Source organism: bacterium (assembly GCA_035945995.1).
Classification (GTDB): domain Bacteria; phylum Sysuimicrobiota; class Sysuimicrobiia; order Sysuimicrobiales; family Segetimicrobiaceae; genus DASSJF01.
Genome location: DASYZR010000064.1, coordinates 22,113 through 40,620 on the forward strand (window position 1 = coordinate 22,113; position 18,508 = coordinate 40,620).

16 protein-coding genes and 1 pseudogene are annotated in these 18,508 nt (G+C 66.7%); 6 read left to right on the forward strand and 11 right to left on the reverse strand.

The annotated features are described in order from the left end of the window. Positions 1-2: 2 nt before the first annotated feature. Entirely contained in the window at positions 3-899 is an 897-nt protein-coding gene (locus VGZ23_06445; protein HEV2357235.1) for a LysR substrate-binding domain-containing protein, read from the reverse strand. A gap of 97 nt (positions 900-996) precedes the next feature. Between VGZ23_06445 and VGZ23_06450 the strand changes: the two genes are divergently transcribed. The 3 genes from VGZ23_06450 (at position 997) to VGZ23_06460 (ending at position 2,866) form a co-directional block, all read left to right on the forward strand. Next, positions 997-1,569, forward strand: coding sequence for an NADPH-dependent FMN reductase (locus tag VGZ23_06450; GenBank protein ID HEV2357236.1), 573 nt, complete (start codon positions 997-999; stop codon positions 1,567-1,569). 91 nt (positions 1,570-1,660) lie between these two features. Beyond that, positions 1,661-2,527: an EamA family transporter gene (locus VGZ23_06455; protein HEV2357237.1), complete on the forward strand. Its 867-nt coding sequence runs from the start codon at positions 1,661-1,663 to the stop codon at positions 2,525-2,527. Positions 2,528-2,683: 156 nt separating this feature from the next. Then, on the forward strand, positions 2,684-2,866 hold the full coding sequence (locus tag VGZ23_06460) for a hypothetical protein (GenBank protein ID HEV2357238.1): 183 nt from the start codon (positions 2,684-2,686) through the stop codon (positions 2,864-2,866). 197 nt (positions 2,867-3,063) lie between these two features. Here VGZ23_06460 and VGZ23_06465 read toward each other — a convergent pair whose 3' ends face one another. From VGZ23_06465 to VGZ23_06510, 10 genes are all read right to left on the reverse strand, one after another. Beyond that, positions 3,064-3,777 (reverse strand): DUF3179 domain-containing (seleno)protein, encoded by a 714-nt coding sequence (locus tag VGZ23_06465; protein ID HEV2357239.1) that lies wholly within the window; start codon positions 3,775-3,777, stop codon positions 3,064-3,066. 269 nt (positions 3,778-4,046) lie between these two features. After that, complete coding sequence (gene dprA, locus VGZ23_06470; GenBank protein HEV2357240.1) at positions 4,047-5,192, reverse strand: DNA-processing protein DprA; 1,146 nt, start codon at positions 5,190-5,192, stop codon at positions 4,047-4,049. Between the two features lie 5 nt (positions 5,193-5,197). After that, positions 5,198-5,983, reverse strand: a complete 786-nt coding sequence (locus VGZ23_06475) for a phosphoribosyltransferase family protein (protein HEV2357241.1) — start codon at positions 5,981-5,983, stop codon at positions 5,198-5,200. A 30-nt stretch (positions 5,984-6,013) separates the two neighbouring features. After that, positions 6,014-7,579, reverse strand: a complete 1,566-nt coding sequence (locus tag VGZ23_06480) for a YifB family Mg chelatase-like AAA ATPase (GenBank protein ID HEV2357242.1) — start codon at positions 7,577-7,579, stop codon at positions 6,014-6,016. Between the two features lie 122 nt (positions 7,580-7,701). Continuing rightward, positions 7,702-8,826: a sulfite oxidase gene (locus VGZ23_06485; protein ID HEV2357243.1), complete on the reverse strand. Its 1,125-nt coding sequence runs from the start codon at positions 8,824-8,826 to the stop codon at positions 7,702-7,704. Positions 8,827-8,966: 140 nt separating this feature from the next. Further along, entirely contained in the window at positions 8,967-9,434 is a 468-nt protein-coding gene (locus tag VGZ23_06490) for a sulfocyanin-like copper-binding protein (protein HEV2357244.1), read from the reverse strand. 414 nt (positions 9,435-9,848) lie between these two features. Beyond that, positions 9,849-10,802 (reverse strand): ABC transporter permease, encoded by a 954-nt coding sequence (locus VGZ23_06495; GenBank protein HEV2357245.1) that lies wholly within the window; start codon positions 10,800-10,802, stop codon positions 9,849-9,851. A gap of 50 nt (positions 10,803-10,852) precedes the next feature. Then, entirely contained in the window at positions 10,853-11,755 is a 903-nt protein-coding gene (locus VGZ23_06500) for an ABC transporter permease (GenBank protein ID HEV2357246.1), read from the reverse strand. A 12-nt stretch (positions 11,756-11,767) separates the two neighbouring features. Then, complete coding sequence (locus VGZ23_06505; protein HEV2357247.1) at positions 11,768-13,513, reverse strand: peptide ABC transporter substrate-binding protein; 1,746 nt, start codon at positions 13,511-13,513, stop codon at positions 11,768-11,770. Positions 13,514-14,696: 1,183 nt separating this feature from the next. Beyond that, positions 14,697-15,152 carry a ferritin-like domain-containing protein gene (locus VGZ23_06510; protein HEV2357248.1) on the reverse strand — a complete coding sequence of 152 codons (456 nt, stop codon included), beginning with the start codon at positions 15,150-15,152 and terminating at the stop codon, positions 14,697-14,699. A 976-nt stretch (positions 15,153-16,128) separates the two neighbouring features. Here VGZ23_06510 and VGZ23_06515 point away from each other — a divergent pair. The 3 genes and pseudogenes from VGZ23_06515 to VGZ23_06525 form a co-directional block, all read left to right on the forward strand. After that, positions 16,129-17,457 (forward strand): annotated as a pseudogene (locus VGZ23_06515) (IS1380 family transposase). A gap of 331 nt (positions 17,458-17,788) precedes the next feature. Beyond that, positions 17,789-18,058 (forward strand): erythromycin esterase family protein, encoded by a 270-nt coding sequence (locus VGZ23_06520; protein ID HEV2357249.1) that lies wholly within the window; start codon positions 17,789-17,791, stop codon positions 18,056-18,058. Positions 18,059-18,096: 38 nt separating this feature from the next. After that, on the forward strand, positions 18,097-18,508 hold a 412-nt coding region (locus VGZ23_06525; protein ID HEV2357250.1), incomplete at its 3' end, for a hypothetical protein.

Consider the following 18,508-nt stretch of genomic DNA (forward strand, 5'->3'; position numbering starts at 1 on the left):
CGTCATTTGCCGCCAACCGAGCTCATGTTGTCTACCACCGCGATGAACTTGACGACGGTAGGCGGCGGTGCGGCCGGACGCCAGACGACCGCCAGCCGAAATCGCGGCCCGGCCGGGGTCACCCGACGGTACACGATTCCCGGGCCCGGGAAATTTTGCACCCACGCCGGGGCAAGGACGACCCCGATCCCCGCGCTCACCAGGCTGAGGATCGAGTGCAACGGCTCCGCTTCCTGCACCACACGTGGCGCGAACCCGGCATCCTTACGGAGTGCCATGATGAGATCATCGATGAGGCGTGTCTTCAGCGACAGGGGAAAGGCCGCGAACGGCTCGCGGGCCAGCGCGGTAAGCGGTACGCGGTGCCGCTCGGCCAGCGGGTGCCCCCTCGGAAGCGCCACGACGAGCGGGGCGTCGGCGATGATCTTCGAGCGGAAGGCAGATCCCGGGAGCGGCAGCGGGACGCAGATGACGTCGAACTGGCCGGTCTCCAATCCCTCCAACAAGCGTGGGATCGGACGCTCGTTGAAGGCGAGTTCGATCGCGGGGTAGCGGTCGCGGTAGGCCCGGAGCATCTTCGGGAACGCCGTCCACATCGCAATCTGGCTGAATCCTACCGAGAGCCGCCCGATGTGCCCCACGGCGGCTCGTTGCGCGGTGCGGACCGCCACATCCGTCTGGGCGAGCACCCGTCGGGCCTCCTGAAGGAGTAGTCGGCCGGGCTCGGTGAGCTGCACCCGGCGCCTCGTCCGCGTGAACAGCAGCACTCCAAGATCGCGCTCCAATCGCTTGATCTGCTGGCTCAACGCCGGCTGCACGATGTGGAGCTGCGCGGCGGCACGGCCGAAGTGGAGGGTGTCGGCGACCGCCACAAAGTACCGGAGATGGCGGAGTTCCATAGAATCACTCCTGATGATCAATTGGTCATCATTTTGTATTGGACGGTGATCAGGGGCGTCCCTATGATATCGGTGAGAACCGACACGGAGAGGTTCCGTGACTTCGAAGCGACTGCGGATTCTCGGAATTCCCGGCAGCCTGCGACGCCGTTCCTACAATCGCGGACTGCTCGAGGCGGCGGCCGAGCTTGCGCCCGATGGAATGGAGGTCGAGATCACCGACCTTGCATCGATCCCTTTGTACAATGCCGACGTCGAGGACGAGGGCGTACCGCCGTCCGTGCAGACGTTTCGGGCGCAAATTGCGGCGGCGGATGGCTTGCTCCTCGCCACCCCGGAATACAATCATATGCTGCCCGGAGTGCTCAAAAACGCCATCGACTGGGCCACGGGGGACGGCAGGGGCAAAAACCCGCTCCAGGGCAAGCCCGCCGCGGTCATGGGCGCCTCAAGTGGAATCGTGGGGACCGCGCGCGCCCAGCTCGCGCTCCGCCAAGTCCTCGCGTCGACCGATTGCTACGTGCTGCTCCCCAACCCCCAAATCCTCGTCGGCGGCGCGAAAGACAGGTTCGACCCGGATGGCCGTCTTACAGATGAACCAACGCGCAAGCGGATCCGGTTGCTGCTCAAGGTCTTTCGCGCATGGATCGATCGTCTCCGGCCGCGGTAGCGTGGCACGAGCGGGTAATCGCCGCGATGGCGATGGAGCCGCTACCTGCGGTGCGGTGAGTGGCAGGACATCGGCCCTGAACCATCGCGATATGGTGCTGGCTGCTCTGGCTTCGGTGATCTGGGGCCTCGCATTCGTCGCCGCCAAGTTCGGACTGGAAAGCTTCTCCCCCCCGCAGTTAACGGCAGCCAGGTTCCTGATCGCGAGCCTCCCCGTTTTTCTGGTGCCGCGGCCGAACATCCCGTGGTGGTCGATCGCGCTGATCGGGATGACACTGTTCGCCGGGCAGTTCCTGTTGCTGTTCTTCGCCTACACTCAAGGGCTGGCCCCGGGCCTCGCCTCGGTCACCCAGCAGACGCAGGTGTTTTTCACGGTGCTGCTCGCCGCCGTATTCCTTCGCGATGTCCCGAACCGCAGACAGTGCTTGGGCATGACGATCGCGTTCACGGGCCTCGTACTGATCGCCCTGACCATCGGATCGGACCTCACGCTCGCAGCGCTCGGCCTCGCGCTCGGGGGCGCCTTCAGTTGGGCCGTCGGGAACGTCCTGGTCAAGCGCACCGCCGACGTTCCTATGTTTCCCTTGATCGTGTGGTGCAGCCTGATTCCGCCGTTGCCCGCGATCGTTGTGTCGGCGGTCTACGATCGGCGCGTGTCGGTGTGGGAGGCGGCGGCGGGCGCTTCCTGGCTGAGCATCGGGGCCGCGGTTTACCTCGGAACGATGGCCACCGTCGTCGCCTACGGGATCTGGGGTCATTTGCTCCAACGCTACCCGGCCGGGGTCGTCGCGCCGTTCGCCCTTCTGGCACCGTGCACCGGGATCGTGGCATCCGCCGTGACCTTCGGCGAGGTGTTTAGTCCGACGCGCTACGCCGGCATGGCCCTGATCCTTGCGGGTCTCGCTGTGATCGTCCGGCCCGCGGGTGGCACGCCCGCCGATGGACGGGGCGTGGCGTGACGACGGCCTTGCTTCCCCCGGGGTTAGCGGATACCACGGCCCAGAACGGGAGAGAATAGGATTGCCTTCTGGCCGATAGCCATCGCCTGGAGCCTTGCAGCGGCGGTTCGGAGTGCGGGCGTTTGCTCCGTCGGCTTGGACGTAGGCGGCCGTGGGGTGGTTCACACGGGCTACACGAAGCGGCGCCAGCTCGATGTCGACGGCGACGAGCGCGATGCCGGGGAATCGCGTTGCCAGTTGCGCCATCATGGCTCCCACGCCGCTACCGAGGTCGAGAACACGGTCTGCCGGCCGGATCTGCACGTCTCCCAGGTAAAACTCGCGACAAATGGCGCCTGAAACTCAAGTCGCGCCGCCTCGCGAGAATCTATCTTCCCGTGGATATACTCATGCATGCGCTAGAGCGATGGCCGCTGTTTGTTGGCAGTAATACACGGACCGTCCGATGAACCTGACGCGCTAATGGCCGGCGTGAGCATCGAGCGGGCCGTAGACGGCTGTGCGCGGAAAGAAGGCGTACCATGCAAACCAGTACGTCAGAAATCCGCCGACTCGGGGCGCACGACGTCCGTCGGCCGCCACAGCGGGCAGTACGTGAGCGCCACCGGCACGCCGCCGACAGTATCGTTCACCAGTTCGTGCCAGTCCATGATCCGAAGGGGGTACGCGCGCGCGTCGCCGCCGACAGCCAGCCCGAACACCGGCTCATTGGGCGTGAGATACGTCGCCATGTCGGCCGCGACCACCCGGGGATCCTCGAGGACGGGAATGCCGTCGACCGTGACGCCACCCCACTGTATCTCCTCGACGCTTACGCGGGCGGGGGCGCCGTCGCGCAAGAAGGTTTCGAACCGTGGATCGATCCGTCCAAGTAGCCGGCCCTTCCACCCGACGAATCCCGGTGGCGGCGTGTTCGATGTCCCGCCGTACCACTCGACCCAGGCGATCCAGTCGTCGCCATACGCCAGGCCGGTAAGCCGGCGCAGCGCGGCGACGATCGCCCCGTCATCGAGATCTCGCGCGATACCCGCCTGACTCGCGCGGAGCAACTCGATCAGCACGCCGACGTAACTGACGTCACGGGTGCGGACGATCTGGTCAAGCGCGTCGCGTCCCGGTGCCCCTCCGGCGGTCAGCGCATCCATGAGCGGGCGCGCCTCGGATTTTCGCGGCGAGGCCGCGACCGCCGGTAGGAGAACACCGAGCACGAGCACCGTCAAGACGGTCAGCCGGAGCCGGCGCACTCTCACGCGAACCCGCACTCGCCTTCGGCGATCGTCAGACGCTCGTCAATGATTGCGGCCATCGTGTTTCCGGTTTTCCGTGTTCTAGATCAGACGTGGCGCATGGCGACGCACAAGACCAACGCGATGGGGCCGACCCTGCCTTCGGCGCCGGCAACGCGAATTCCCAACTTGGCAACTTGACCGTCGTTTCCGCGTGCGCTGTTCTGCTTCCCGAGGCGGTGTAAGTGGACCTCGCCGGGCCCGCAGGGATCCACGATTTCCGCTCCGTCGGGCTACTCTGTTCTTCCCCTTCCCCAACCGTCCGGCACGGCGGTCTTGATGTACAGACCGCCCGCCGTCCGCCGGATGATCCCGCGCAGTTCAAGCGCCACGAGCGCCGCCGCGGCCACCGGCACGCTCAGACCGGCCGATGCCGCCACGCCGTCGATCGACCGGGCATCGCCGTCATCCAGCGCGGCGACTAGGCGGCGCTCGGGGGGCGTGAGATCCGCCGCCGGCCCCGGCTCGTGCGCCACGCCGGGCCGGTCCGGGTCGCCTCCAGGGCGGCCGGCCCCGAGGCCGAGCACCGCCAAAACGTCGTCCGGGGCGGCGACGACCCGGGCGCCCGCGGCGAGCAACCGGTGTGGTCCTCGACTGCCGCGCGCGTAGACGTTTCCGGGCACCGCGAACAGAACGCGTCCCTGCGCCTGCGCCTGGCGCGCCGTGATCATGGCCCCGCTGTCCACGTCGCCTTCAACGACCACGACCGCGTCCGCGAGCCCGCTGATGAGCCGGTTCCGCGCGGGAAACGCCCGCGGCCCGGGCGCGGCTCCCATCGGGGCTTCGGCCACGAGGGCGCCGCGCCTCACCATGGCCTCCATCAACGACCGGTGCTCCGGCGGGTACATGACGTCGACGCCGCATCCGAGTACCCCGACCGTCGACCCGCCGATCCGCACGACGGCCCGGTGAACGACGCCGTCGATTCCCCGGGCCAGGCCGCTCACCACGGTTACGCCGTGCTCGGCGAGCGCCGCTCCGAGGCGTTCGGCGACACCGAGGCCATAGGGCGTCGCGCGGCGGGTCCCGACGATGGCGACCGCGGGCCGGTCGTTGCGCCAGACCCCGCGGACGTATAACACCGGTGGAGACGCGGGAATTCCGCGCAGCCGTCCGGGGTATCCCGCATCGAGCCACGTGACGATGCGTGCACCGCAGTCCGCGGCACGCCGCAGCATCCGATCCACGCCGTTCGCGTCGCGCGCCTCGGCGATCGCCTCTGCGATGGCGGCGCCCAGGCCCGGCACGTCGACAAGCGCGGCCCTCGGCGCCGCCCACGCGGCCGCCGCCGACCCAAAGTACTCGACCAGCCGGCCGATCCGGACTCCGCCGAGTCCCGGCACGAGCGAGAGGGCCAGCAGGCACCGGCGCTCGTCCACGGCGTCTATCTCCGCGGACGCCACGGCTGGCGTGCGAGCGCCACCGCGTCGACGGCGGCGGCGCCGCCCTCGTCGAGGATCACCCGCGCGCACTCGCTCACCGTGGCACCGCTCGTCAGCACATCGTCGACGATCAGCACGCGGGCCCCGCGCAGCAGCCGGGTCGGAAAGGCAAGCGCCACCGTCCCCCGCACGGACCGCCACCGCGCCGGTTCCGACTGGGCCCACCGCGCCGGCCGAGGCCGGGTCTGCACAAGAAGCGGTGGCGCCAGGTCGTCGGCCCGCACGCGGGGCCACACCGCCGGACGCGCACCCAAGTAGATCGACGTAAGCGGATGGGCGGGACGCCCCTGGAGCCCCGCGGCGTGAAAAGGGACGGGAAGGACCACATCGTAACGCCGTCGCCCCGCGGCATCCAGGAGCCATCCGGCGAGCAGGCGGCCGAGTGCTGTGACGGCCCATCCCTCGAGGCGCTTCGCGGCGAGCACGAGCCGCTCGACGTCGCCGTGCTTATAGCCCAGCACCGCGTCCGCCCGGCGGATGCGGGACCAGCCGCGCACGCAGCCGAGGCTGCGGCAGGCGCCGCCGGTGCGCGGTTGGGCGCATCGCGGACAGGCATCGCCGGGAATCGGCGTGATGCAGGCCGCCAGACACGCGGGAGCAATGGGATAGCCGTTCCCGCAGCGCCGACACGGCCGGGCCGCCGGCGCGGCGTGTGCGCGCAGCATCCGCCACAGTTCGCCCGAAGCGGGGCCGACTGGAGCGGTGTCCGCATCAACCGCCGGCCACATCAGGCCATCCCGGCCCCGGCGGCGTGAAACTCACACCTGCGCAAGTCCGTCGGGCTCGCGCACGCGGTCGAGCGCCCGGTATCCGATCGCCTCCGCGACGTGGCGGACGTCGATCGACGGCGCGCCTTCGAGGTCGGCGATCGTCCGGGCGACGCGCGCCAAGCGATGGTAGGCGCGCGGGCTGAGGCCGAGCCGATCAAAGGCCTGGCGCAGCAGCGCCCGCGGCGCCGGTCCGAGCGCGCAGCAGGTTCGCGCGAGCGCTGCCGGCATCGTCGCGTTGACCGGGGCCACGATGCCCAACGCCCTTCCCCGCTCCGCCTGGAGGGCCCGCGCGCGCGTCACTCTGGCGCGGACGTCGGCCGACCGCTCGGCGGGTGCCGGCGCCGTGAGCTCGTCGGCGGACACCGGCGGCATCTCGACGTGGAGGTCGATTCGATCGAGGAGCGGACCCGACACCCGCGCGCGATAGCGCGCCCGCTGCGGAGGGGTGCAGGTGCAGACGCGGCGCGCGTCGCCGAGGTGGCCGCACGGACACGGATTCATCGCGGCGACCAGCATACAGCGGGCCGGGAACATCACGGTCCCTCCCACGCGCACGATGACGACCCGGCCGTCTTCGAGCGGCTGACGCAGCGCCTCCACAGCGTCGTGGTGAAACTCCGCCACCTCGTCGAGAAACAACACGCCGAGGTGGGCGAGGCTCACCTCGCCGGCGGCCGGCGGGGTCCCGCCGCCGACGAGCGCGTGGGCGCTCGTGGTGTGGTGCGGGGCGCGAAACGGCCGCGCCGTGATCAGCGGGGACGATGCCGGCAGACGGCCCGCCGCGCTGTAGATCCGCGTGACCTCGATCGCCTCCTCCGCGGACAGCGGCGGCAGGATCGTCGGCAGCCGCCGCGCCAGCATCGTCTTGCCCGTCCCCGGCGGTCCGATCAGCAGCAGGTTGTGCCCGCCGGCGGCGGCGAGCTCGAGCGCCCGCCGCGCGTGGGCATGGCCGCGGACGTCCCCGAGATCCGCCTCGTCGTCGGTCGGGCCGGCGGCGGCCGGGGCGCCGGGCGCGCCCGTCGGCGGCTGCAGCGGGAGGCTGCCCTCCCGAATCAGTGCCGCGACGAGGGACGCCAGCGACGTCACCGGATGGACCCGCAGGCCCGTGACCACCGCGGCCTCCTCCGCGTTGGCGGCCGGCACCAGCACGGCCCGCGCGCGCCGCGCACGGGCGGCGAGGGCGATGTTGAGCACCCCGGCCACGGGACGCACCCCGCCGTCGAGCGACAACTCGCCGATGACGATACACCCGGCCAGCGCCTGCGGAGGGATTTGCCGGGTCGCGGTCAGGATGCCGAGCGCCATCGGCAGGTCGAACGCGGGGCCCACTTTGCGCAGATCGGCGGGCGCCAGGTTGACGGTGACGCGGCGCGCCGGCATCTCGTAGCCCGCGTTGCGGATCGCCGTCCGGACGCGTTCCCGCGCCTCCCGCACCGCGGGGTCCGGCAGCCCGACGATCGCGCACATCGGGATCCCCGCCCCGACGTCGACCTCCACGTCGACGGGCACCGCGTCGATGCCGATCACGGCGGCACTGTGCACACGCGCCAGCATGGGGCTCCTCGGCCCCAATTGTAATGGACTGATGGCTAGATGTCTAGATGTTTATGGAAATGACGCCTGCGTCAAGGTGTGTCGTGGACTCTTTTTCTCATGTCAACACTCGATGAGCAGGATTAGGAAGCGGTCACCGCCAGGACGTCCCAGGCATTGTAGAAATATCCCTGGGGATTCCACAATCCCTCACGCGGCTGCGTGCGGTCCCGCCAGTCCGTCGCGCGTGCGGCAAGTTCGTGGCGGCCAGGGGCGAGCATCGTCGTGAACTCCCACTGATACCACGCGTACGCTGATCCGGCCGTCGTGATTCGTGTCGGCCGCCACGGCCCACCATCGACCGAGACTTCGATCTTTGCGATCCCTGTCTCCCCCGCATATGCGACCCCCGAAAACGTCAGGGATCCCGCCCGGACCGTGTCGCCCGTAATGGGCGACGTAAAGAATGAGTTCACGGGGAACACCGTGGTAGGGACGAAGTCCTGGGAGAAGTTGAAGCTCTTGTCGGTCGGATTTATGGACACCGGGTTGATGCGGTAGAGGTCTTTCATGTACGGCCCGTTCCACTCCTGTTCGGCCAGGTGAATCGCTCGGATCCACTTCACGTTGGCCGATCCGACCCATCCCGGTACCAACGCTCGAACCGGGAATCCATGGAGGACCGGTAACGGTTGGCCATTCATCTCGAAGACCAGCAGCGTGTTCGGATCGAGGGCCTTCTCGATCGGGATGCTGCGGACGTACGGCGGCGCGGCGCCGTTCGGATCGCTCCCCTCGAACGCCACATGATGCGCTTTCACAGTTGGGTTGGCCGACAGGAGAACGTCGCGCAAACGCACGCCGGACCAGCGGGCGTTCCCGACGGCCCCGCGGTCCCACTGCCCGCCCGCGGCCTTGGGCTGGAAGTGCCCGCGTCGGTTGCCCGCGCACTGGAGCCACGCCGTCAACTCGACGCGCGCAAACCGGTGCACGTCGGCCCACGCGAGACGCAGGGGTTGTCCGACTTCTCCATCCACGGTCATCTGCCACGCATCCCGGGTGAGCTGCGCGTACCCCGGCAGGTGCAGGCGGACGAAGAACCGGTCGTTGGGCGTGATCCATGTCCGCAGTGGCGGGATCGGTGTCTCCAGGTTGATCGGTGACCGGCTAATCACTTTCATCCCCGAGGCGACCCCGGGGATTGCCGGTTCCTGCGCCAAGGCATCGCGCGGCAGCGCCAGCGCCGGCGCCCCTCCGAGCGCAGCCACCCCAGCGATCGCCCCCGATCGGTAGAGCAACGCCCGGCGGGTCAGTCGACCGTTCCTCTTTATGTCCAGTCCAGCCGCAGACTCACGGTCCATCGGGGCCCCCTCCTGCTCGACGTCCGCGTCGCGCGTGACGACTCCATTCACTTGGTGGTAGCGGACGGCGCGCTTAGCCCGTCCACCACATCGAGTTCGTCCCACATCCCTATCAGGGCATGGCCCGGCACGCCGCAGAGAAGGGTGTAGGTCCCAGCGCTGCGGGCGGTGAACGTGAAGTGCAGCGGAGGATCGTGCGAGGTGATGCCCGTCTCGAAGTCGCCGGACGCCGCACCAGGGAAGGCCGGCGTGAACCCGCTCCCTTTCGTGCGTTGGTCCCAGGGAGCCACCAGCAGACTGTGCGAGACGTCCGCCGCGATATTTCGCATCGTGACCTGCACCGTGCTCCCCGTCGGCACTTTCACGACCAGCGTGCCGCTCGCGTAACCGTTGAAGTTGTACCCGTCTGCCTGTGCCGCGGTGAGGCTCAAGGACACGGTGTGCGTCCCGTTCTGGTAGCCGATCGGTGGGACAGTCCCCGCCCCGAGGGCGGTGGTCACCGCGCCTGCCAGCATGAATGGGACGAATATCGCCCCGGACGTCCGCCTTCGCAGACGTCGGCAAACCCCGGTGCGATGCGGCCCGTGCGCGTCCGTCGCGGCCATTCCAACGTGCCTCCACCCGGGTACCGCCTGCGCTTCACCGTACCGGCTCACACGGTTTCGGACCATTACCACTTGCCGCGGGCAGAGTCCTGCGGGGACGGGAACCCGCCAACCACAGTGCGGGCGGCTCCCGCGAACAACCTTCAGCCTCAGCCCTACTCAGGAGACACATATGGCCGACACTGCGACAATCCAGTTCGCGAAGGGAAAGGAGACCAAGAACACGATCCGGTACCAGGAACAACCCGAAGAAGGTCAGCCGCCGATCATCGGAACGCGGTCCCCGGTCCGGCGAAGGCCGACGAGAATGTAAAGTCCCTTCGATCAATCGTACTTGATGCGGGGATCGGCCCATCCGTACAGCACGTCGGCCAGCAGGTTGCCCAGTACGGTCAGCACGCCAACGACGACGACGATGCCCAGCAGGATAGGATAGTCCCGGCTGCCCGCCGCGTCCCAGAAGAGTAGGCCCATACCGGGGTAATTGAAGACCGACTCGATGATCACTGCTCCGCTGAAGAGAAAGGGAAGTGAGAGTCCCACCAGCGTGATGAGCGGCAAGAGGGCGTTCTTGAACGCGTGGCGGACGAGGAGCCTGCCGCGGGAGAGGCCCTTCGCCTCCGCCGTGCGGATGTAGTCCTGGACCAGCGCCTCGGTCATCGAGGACCGCACGTAGCGGCTCCACCCGGCGACTGTCAACAGCACGAGCGTGGCAACCGGCAGCACCAGGTGCAGCATGAGCGCGCCGAGGCTTGGATGGAGGTCGGTCGGATTGGTGATGCCGCCCGCCGGCAGCCAGCCTATCTTGTACGAGAAGGTGAAGATCAGAATGATCCCGAGCCAGAAACTCGGCATAGAGTAGAGGAAGTAGACGACGCCGGTCAGCGCGTGATCCGTCCACGTGTTGTGATGTGTGGCCTGGTAGATGCCGACGGCGATCGCGATCAGGTGCGAGATCACGATGGCCGTGACGACCAGGACCAGGGTGTGCGGCAGATTGGTCAAGATCAGCCGGAATACCGTCTCGTGATATGTATAGGCGTATCCGAAATCGCCACGAAGGAGCTGCCCGAGCCAGATCAGGTACTGGACCGGAAGCGGCTTATCCAGGCCGAGGGAGTGGTTGATCTGCGCGACCAGCGCCGGGGTCGCCTGGTCTCCGAGCATGGCGGTGGCCGGCCCGCCGGGCACGATGTGGATGAGCACAAAGCTGAGGAGCGTGAGCAGAAAGAGCGTCGGTGCGGCTTCGACCGCCCGCCCAAGGATCAGCCGCAGCATCGGTCAGCCTCTCCCCGCTCCGGGCAGCGGGACGTGTGTCGGGGACGCACCTAGAGACTCCGGCGGAGGCGCGTGTCGAACGCCTCGCGCAGTGCATCGCCGAGAAAATTGACGGACACAACGGCGAGCAGGAGCGCGACTCCCGGCGGGTAGACGAGCCACCAGGCGTTCTGCGGCAGGTACGACATTGAGGTGGCCAGCATGGCCCCCCAGTTGGGCGCCGGCGGCGGCAGGCCCAGGCCGAGAAAACTCAGCCCGGCCACCAGAAGGATCGCGTCCGCAACCCGAAACGTGGCTGTCACGGCGATCGTGCCGATGGCGTTGGGCAGGAGGTGGACGAGCGCCACCCGGAGGCGCGAGGCGCCGGCGGCCCGAGACGCTTCGACGTATGTGCGCTCCCGGAGCGACAGCACTTCCGCCCGTACGAGTCGGCTGACGTCGTGCCAGGCGACGAACGCGATCAGCGCGATCAACAGGCCGGCGTTCGGCTTGAACACGGAGTTGACGAAGAGGAGAAGGAACAGAGCCGGCACCGCGCGCAGCAGGTCGACGACGCGCATCATGACTGTGTCGGCCCACCGGCCGCCGTATCCCGCGGTGAGCCCGTAAGCGATGCCGACCGCCATCGACGCCAGCGCCGCCGCGAACCCGACTTCGAGCGAGAGCTGGCCGCCCAGCATCAGGCGGCTCAGCACGTCGCGGCCCAGCTCATCCGTGCCGAGCGGGTGAAAGGCCGACGGCGGCTGCAGGGTGCTCAGAATGTTGACGGCCATCGGATCGGTCTCATACACGGGCGGACCGAGAAAACACAAGCCGACGATGAAGGCGAGCCCGGCGCCGCCCGCCCATGCCAGGGGATGCCGGCGGAGAACCCTCCAATTTCTGGCGTAGCGGCCCTCCGCCTGTGCCGCCCTGGGCACCGCGCGCCCGGCCGCCGCGGACTGTGCGCTCACGCGCACCCTACGTCAACGGCCGATCCACCAGTACTGCGGCAAGATCGCGCCCGTGAAATTATTGAGCGTCGACACCACACCGTGCACGTTCTTCTGGACCTCGTTGAGGATGTACGGCTTCGGCATCCAAATCTGCGGTAGCTGCCGCGCCACGTACTCCTCGTAGGCATTCATCGAGGCCTGCGCCGCCGCGGGCGTCGGGTGCGGTGCCAGGGTCGCGTCAATCAGCCGATCCAGCGTTGGATCGGAGTACTCGTAAAAATTGTACGCGGCGCCGGTCCGGTAGATACCGTCGCCCGTCGGGTAGCTGGCGCCCCAGACCCAGCAGATGCCGCCCTGAATCTCCCACTGCGCGGCGTCGGCCTTCAGGTGCATGCCGACCATCTGGGCGAACGTTCGGGGCTCGAGCTGGATCGAGACGCCCTCCTTGGCCCAGTCGCTTTGGATGAGCTGCATCATGGCCTCGGTCGTGGTGTTCCCGCTCACGTACTGCATGGTGAACCGCAGCTTCTGCCCCTGCGCGTTGGTCACGACGCCGTTCTGGAGACTCCAGCCGTGCTCCGCGAGGACCCTCTTGCCGGCCGCCGGGTCGAAGGCGTACGGCGGCGTCTTGAGTTTGGGATCGAGAAAGGTCGGCGGGATCAGCGGCACCGGGCCGCTGCCGATGACGGCTTGGCCATGGTACAGCTTGTCGATGATATCGCGCTGATCGATGCCCATCGCCATCGCCTGGCGTACGGGCAGCTGTTTCAGGATCGGTCCCGCCTCCGGGTTGGCGAAATTGAGGAAGAGGCGGCAGTACCCGTAGTTCGTGCTGGTGAAAAACCGGTCGTTCGAAAACTGATCGCGTATGCTGTAGTCCGTGGCCGGCAGATAGCCGACCTGGACCGCCCCGGTCCGCAGCGCGGCTTCTTCCGCGGCGTCGGACGTCTGGTAAGCATAGATGAACTTGGCCAGGTAGGGCTTGTGCCCGCTGTACGCGGGGTTGGGCACGAATGCCCACGACTGCTTGTCGGTGGCCGATTCCAGCTTCCAGGGCCCATCCACCACGCCGAAAAACGACGGATTGTTCCCGTTCTTTGTGAGGTAGGCCAGTTCGGCCGCGGGATCGTTCGGGTACTTGTTCCAATCATGCGACGGCAGCGGACGGAGCTGCGAGAGCCCATCGTATTCGAACCAGAGCTGATTGACCGGATGTGTCAACGTGACGGTGAACTCTGTCGGACTGATCGCCGTCACGGCCTTCACGTCGTCGGGAATGCCGCCGAAACCCGATTGGGCGTACGGCCACGGCGCGGGCGCCGACTTCGCGCTGGCCGCCTGGATCACGTACCAGGTGAACAGCACGTCGTCGGCCGTCACCGGCTTGCCGTCCGACCAGTGCCATTTGGGGTTCATGCGCACCGTGTAGACGGTGCCGTCCTGGTTCCAGGTAATGGCGCTCGCGACGCTGTGGCTGTAATCGATCTTGCCGTCCCCGCCGACCCAGAAGAGCGGCAGGTACATCATCGTGGCCGCCCTGCCGTCGACCACGGTGTTGTACGCGGCGGGCCGTAGCGGCTGATACCAGTTGATGTCCTGCGGGCCTACGGCGTACACGACCGTCCCGCCGGTCTGCGGCGCCGCCGCCGTGGCACCTGTCCCGGCGCCGTACGTGGCCGGCAACACCGCGACGAGCGCCGCCCCAACGTACCAAAGCAGCCCGCGCCGCATCATCCCGTTCTTCGCGTGAGCGCGCCGCAGATGAATCCCATTCATCCGGTCACCTCCGCGTCTCGCTATGGTTCACCTCTAAGACGTTGGCAAGAGGGTCGTCGATTCCTTGTGGGGCCACAGAGGCGTTCTACGTCCGCAGCCCGCGCCCGGTGCTCTGCGAAGGTACCGGCAGGTGTAGGCCGAATATCGGCGAGTCCAGCATCGCGGAGTACATCGGGGAGCCGGTCGGCAATCGTGTTATCCAAGCCGGCGTCTCTCCGCCAACCGAGGAACCGTTCGCAGAAAGTCCGCATGCTCTCCCTGGTCAGGTGTCCACTGGATCCGCTCGTGATGGTAATCGAGTACGACGATCCGGCCGCCCGACCTGGCCGTATCGCTCATGTTCCGGAGCCCACCGAGTGGATTCGCGAGCCATTGCAAAACCCGCGATGCGGTGACGATGCGCTGGAGAGCTCGATTGGGCGGCGGGCATCTGGGGTCCTCCCTCCGGCACAAAATCACCCACTTTCGAGAGTTCCAGCAAGGACTGGCGACGGAAACTGACCCCGCGAGCTACGCCGTACTGAGCCGTATCCTTGCAGCAAGCACTGGCGGGATCTCCGGGTAGTTGCGCCAGGCGAGGCCGGGCTCCCGCTCTTTTTCCCTGTGATGAGCCACGAACTATCCCTCTTACCGGCCACCAACCTCGACGGGGACCTGCCACAGAAGGTAGTAGACGGTGAGCGCCGCGTAGAGCATAAGACTGATTCTCGCGTTCACAAAAGCCAGCGGGATGCCGACAGCGTATGCCGGCGCCCCGCCAGTGAATCATAGCAGCAGCTTCCGTTTAGTGGCGTCGTCGCTCGTGGTGGTCCGAAGCTCATCCTTCCGTAGAACGTGGGCCGCGCCGGCCACGGCTTCGTCGTGACCTGCTTGGAGGTAGGTGGCCAACAAGGCCGTGGGAAGCGGGATCAGCGCCACAAGCAGTAAGAGAAGTAGGTTGAGCACCCGTAGGGGCGATCGACGCGGTGAAGATGGTCGAAGATGGCGTGGTGGTTCATCCAGATGATGCCGATGGTCAGGAAGTTGATGCCATAACTGACGTACGCGGGCCACGCATGAACGGCGGCGGATAGAAGATCCCGTGCGCGACAGGTACGTGGATCTCAAGCACGAGCAGCGTCGCGGCGATGGCGAACACGCCATCGCTGAATGCTTCCGTCCGACCAGGCTTCATCGGCTCCGCTCAGCCGAGCACGAGCCTATTCGCGAAGCCGCCAAGCGATTCGCCGATCCGGCCCAAGGGCGCCGTCAGGCTTGGGGCCCCTGCCCCCGATTCTGTCGCAGAAGCCGACCCCTTCCTGCAGGCGCTCTCGGATGAGCGCCCAGGCCGCAGCCGCGGGACGATCTCGCCCAGCTCCATAATGGGCGTCGCGCGCTCGATCGCCGCCAGGCCTTCCGCGTCGTCCAGCGCCATTCTCTCCGGTCGCTCGAGACACATGAAATGCCCGAGCGCCTGTCCGCCGAAGGGCATCAACGCGAGTTGCACGCCGGCGGGATAATGGCCGGCCGGCGCGGGGAGGTGGGGGCGCGAGAGGTGGGGCGCGGCCCCGATCGCGGAGAGCAGATTTTGGACCAGGGCCAGGTGCAACATCTCCTGGGCGGCCACCCCCAGGATGACGCCTCTCCAACGCTGCACCATCTCCAAATGCGACTCGCTCAGGCCCTCCTCGGTGCTTGTTTGAGCGAGAAGGCGGCCAACAAATATTGGCACATGATGCCGTGCTCGAGCTCCGCGGCCTCGCAGAGCATATAGATGAGCGCCTCCCGATGCTCGATGACGAAGGGCGCCTCGGGAGCGGCGTGCCCGTTAGACGACGCTCACCACCAACCAGGCTCTTGGAGGAGTTAAGCACTCCGTTCAGCGGCGGATCCCGGGAATTCGGCGATCGCAACTCGGACCGCCGGATCCAGGACCAACCCCCAATGGTCGAGACCGGGGAAATATCGTTCCTCTGACCCATACAACGACGCAATCCGCCGGCCCCGCTCCTCTGGAAAACTGTCGCCGTAGACGACGAGGGACCGGCCGGGGATCTCTGGGATGGGAATGCCCCGCTTCCGCTCCGCTCGGGCGAGCAGCAATTCGGGTCGTGCTCGCTGGCCGGCGGGGAAACGACCGTATGCTTCCTCCGGGTCGAATGTGCCTTCGCGAAGTGCGACATCGGGATTGAACCCTTGAACTCCACCTGGTGGACTGGACTCCAGCAAGATCACACTGTCAGGCCTTATTTTCAGGGCGGCCAGAAGGACGACCAATCCGCCCATGCTCCACCCGCAGAGGGCCGTGGGCCGGCGCAGTCGCGCTGTCGCCGCCATGACGGCCGCGGCGTAGTCACGCATGCTGGCACTTCGGATGTCGAGGCCCTCTTGTAGGTCAATGGCCACCACGTCGATACCAGGAAAAGCCGATGCCCAACTGCGAAACACGCACGGTCCGCTACCGGCGCCGTGGACCAACAAGAGCGATGCGGGCGGGGTACTTTGCTTCTTTCCTCCAATTGCCCTGTACCCTACATTTCCGATTTGACTGCGCACAAAGAACCTCGGGGATGCGTCGAATGCCTTTATGGATGCGGGTTTGCGCACGATGATCACGCCGGGGAGGTACGTACCCAATGGGTGAGGCCCAAAACCAGCCCTTCCAGCTCTCTTTCAACCCCGCGCTGAGGGTCGAGTTCCAGGGCTCCCGGGTCACCTCCGATGGCGGCTTGATCCTCGTGCGCGAGCTGGACGAGCGGTTGGGTTTCAGCGACTTGATCGCGCAGCACGTCACTGACCCTCGGGGGAAGAACACCCAGTTTCCGCTCGCCGACTTGGTCCGGCAATCGGTCTACCGCCGATTGGCGGGGTACGAGGACGTCAACGACGCCGAGCGCCTCTCCCACGATCCGACGTTCCGGCTGATCGGGTCGGAGACGGTCTGGGAGCGCGGGGCCGCCCTGACGTCCCGAGTGCACTCGTTCGAGACGGAGTTGTTGACCCAAGACAAGAACCTTGTCGGGCTGGCCGCGATCAACCGGGAGCTGATCGCAAGAGTGGAGGCGCTGACCTCCCCGCAGCGGGTGGTGCTCGATCTGGACAGCACCGAGATCCCGGTCTACGGGCAACAGGAACAGAACGTCTACAACGGCCACTTCGAGTCGACCTGCTATCATCCGCTGCTACTGTTCAATCGGGAGGGCGACTGTCTGGCGGTGAAGCTGCGGTCGGGCAACGTCCACAGCGCCGAGGATTGGGACCAAGTGCTGCTGCCCGAGATCGAGCGGCAGCAGAAGCACGACAAGGACGTAGTCGTCCGGGCCGACGCCGCGTTCGCCAAACCGGAACTCTACGAAGCCCTGGAGAAGCGGGGCGTGAGGTACGCGATCCGCATCCCCTCCAACGACATCCTGGAGCGCGAGGTCGAGGAGTTGTTCCGGCGGTCCGTGGGACGACCCAGTCACAAGCCGGTGGTCCGGTACAAGAGCTTCCGGTACCAGGCCGTCAGTTGGAAGACGGCACGGCGGGTGGTCGCGAAGGTCGAGTGGCACTGCGGGGAACTGTTTCCTCGAGTGGGCTTCATCGTGACGACCCTGGAAATGGACAGTCGGGCGGTGGTGCGATTCTACAATAAGCGGGGAACGGCAGAGCAATGGATCAAAGAGGGGAAGCAGGCGGTGAAGATGACGCGGCTGAGCTGTCACCGGTTCCGGCCGAACGAAGTGCGGCTGTGGCTCAGCATCATCGCCTACAACCTGGGGAATTTGTGGCGGCGGCTCGGGTTGCCGAAGCGGATCGACACCTGGTCGCTGACAAGTCTGCAGCAACGCCTGATGAAGACGGGTGGCCGGCTCGTGAAACACGCGCGCTATTACTGATGGCTGCTGGCCGCAGGATACCTGACGCGGACGCTATTCGGGGCGATCCTGCGACGGCTTGTCGCCCTGCCTGGGCCCGCAAGGTAGGCAGACACTGTCGTTGCAGCCAGGTCGGGCAGCCCAGCAGCCGAGGACGGAGAGGTGGCCGAGAAATCGCCCGCCGGTGCGGCCATCCCGGTGTTGGCGTTCTCAGGAAGGGCAGAACGGGCTCTTGTGGGCCCGCGCTGGAGGAAACTGGGGTGGAATCCTCCAATACAAGGCGTGCAGGTGCACACTGAAGATGACTCGAGAAGCCAAAACGCAAATTCCGGACTAGACAGAATCAGCACACAATGGAAGATAATTAGGGTGGGCCTTTGAAACGCTCAGCTCGCGGGTCAAGCTTGCGTGCCTCGCGCGGATATCCGATGCCTATCGCATCGTTGCCCGCGCGCATGCGTCGTTGGCGATCGCGCGCTCTGCGTATTCCATCGTTCAGGAGCTGATCGCACGATGCTCAAACGACTACGACGACGCGCGTGACGCGGGGATGGCGCAAAACGTGCGTTGGGTCGCCGACAGCCTATACCCCGATGCCAACATCGCGATCTGGGCCCACAACGGACACGTCGCGGCCTGGCCGTTTTCCGAAGGATCGGTTCTCTCGATGGGCACGTTTTTACGAGACCATTACGAAGCGTCACCCTAACGAAACCTCAGGGAGATGTCTTTCGTTTAGGAGAGGAAATGTACAAGTCTTTTAGCTTGCGAATCACTCGCGTGGCATTTGCCTTAGCGTTGATGGTGTTACCGCTTGCCGTTTGCGCGGCCAACACGCCGGCGCGCGACGGTGCGACGGTCGTCGATTCGGGTGCGACGGATTGGTGGGGATACAAAATGGACGTGTGGTCCGACGGCAACGCCGATCTCACGCTGCAAGATCGCGGGAGAGCGACGCATGGCCCCCTCAAAACCTTTACGATTGCGGCCTCGCTCGCTCACCGGTTCTTCGCCGATCTCAAAGCGGCGCGCGACGGGTTGGCGGTGGCGGGAGAGTTTTGCGGGACGTACGCCGGGAATGCAACGACGACGTACGTCCAATGGCACGGCTGGAGGTCGCCCGACCTCGCTTGCGCGCCTGCGCCCAATAGTGTGCTCA